The organism is Corynebacterium sp. S5S1 (genome assembly GCF_001913985.1).
Classification (GTDB): domain Bacteria; phylum Actinomycetota; class Actinomycetes; order Mycobacteriales; family Mycobacteriaceae; genus Corynebacterium; species Corynebacterium marquesiae.
Window position 1 is genome coordinate 475 of the sequence record NZ_MKXT01000093.1, and the last position, 1,580, is coordinate 2,054.

2 protein-coding genes are annotated in these 1,580 nt (G+C 59.8%); both read right to left on the reverse strand.

Annotated elements, in window-relative coordinates:
• The coding region (locus tag BKN05_RS12475) for a penicillin-binding transpeptidase domain-containing protein (RefSeq protein ID WP_286688784.1) at window positions 1-1,193 on the reverse strand (1,193 nt) is incomplete at its 3' end.
• Window positions 1,190-1,580 (reverse strand): FtsW/RodA/SpoVE family cell cycle protein (locus BKN05_RS12480; RefSeq protein ID WP_286688783.1); only part of this gene is annotated, 391 nt, incomplete at its 5' end. The genes BKN05_RS12480 and BKN05_RS12475, both read right to left, overlap by 4 nt.

Below are 1,580 nucleotides of genomic sequence, written 5' to 3' on the forward strand. Positions count from 1 at the left end.
GCCCGCATCATTTCCTCGATGGTTGCTGCGGTTTCTTCTGGGATCGCGCGGTTGAGCGACTGCGGCTTTATGGTCTTGATATCGCGCAGGTTAGAACTGGTGATCTTGTCGACGACGTACGGTTTCATGCGTTCACCGTCGTTGGCGATGGTTGCTGCCATCACGGCTGCCTGCAGCGCGGACATGGTGACGTCGCGCTGTCCGATTGAGGACTGACCCAGGGCGGCTTCATCCGGCAGGTCGCCGAGTGCGCCCGGTGAGGTCGGAATGCCCAGGTCATAGGTTTCTCCGATGCCGAATGCGTGCGCGGTATCGCGCAGCGCGTCGGTGCCGATGTCGATGCCCATTTCGACGAAGGCAGTGTTGCACGAATACTGGAATGCAGTCAGCAAACTCACCGCATCTGAACCGGCGCATGCTTGACCGGCGTAGTTGGTCAACTCGGTGGTGGTATTTGGCAGCGTGATCGCCGGGGCACCGGTCAGGGTGGATTCCGGCCCATAGCCAGCCTCAATACCAGCGGCGGCGGTGATGATCTTGAAGATCGAACCCGGAGGCAGCGTTTCCTGGGTGGCATGGTTCAGCAGAGGGTTACCCTCGGTGCTGGTCAGCTCCGCCCAGGCTTCCTCTGCGCCCTCGCCCACCAGGGCGTTTTGGTCGAAGCTTGGGGTCGACGCCATGGATTTGATTGCGCCGGTCGACGGCTGGATAGCCACCGATGCTCCCTGGTAGCCCATCTCTGCCAGTTGCTGGTACGCGAACTGCTGCATATTCGGGTCGATGGTCAATTCCAGGTTGGCACCGTTGGGTTGCTTACCGGTGATCACATCGCGCCAATTGGTGCTTAACAGCGAAGGATCCGTGCCATTCAGGATTTCGTTGTGCGACTGTTCCAGATGGGAAGCACCGAACAGGTCCGAGAGATAACCAACCGTGGTGCTAAAAGCCGGTGGGTTGGTGGGGTAGTTGCGCGTATACGTCTCATCCGCGTTCGGCAGCGATTCCGCCAGCACTTGGCCACCGGCAGAAATTTGTCCACGCGCGATGGTTTGCGAATCGTAGAAACCGCGCTGGTTGGCGGGGTGGTTGGCGTATTTGTCTTCCTGGAATGCCTGCACGACGGTCAGATTGATCAGCAAAATGATGGTCAAAATGATCGCGAATACGGCGACTAGGCGAATAGATCGGTTCATCGTTTCGCCTCCTGCGAGTAGTGCGATGACTGTGCGGATTGCTGCATGTGGAAGACACCGGTGTGTTCCATTCCCGGTGCGTTGCCTGCGCCCGACTGAGCTGCGCCCGGCTGTGCTGCGGCAGGCCCACCAGCGTTGGCCGCATTTCCGGTGGCTTCATCCGCTGGACGACGCGCGGCATTCGAAATGCGCAGCAGAAGTGCCAGCAACACGTAGTTTGCCATCAGCGAGGAACCACCAGCGGACATAAACGGGGTGGTCAGACCGGTCATCGGCAGCAGGGCAGTGATGCCGCCGACGACGACGAAGATCTGGATGGCCATCGTCAGCGAAAGGCCGGCGGCTAGCAGCTTGCCGTAGGAATCGCGGACTTTCAGCGAGGTGTGG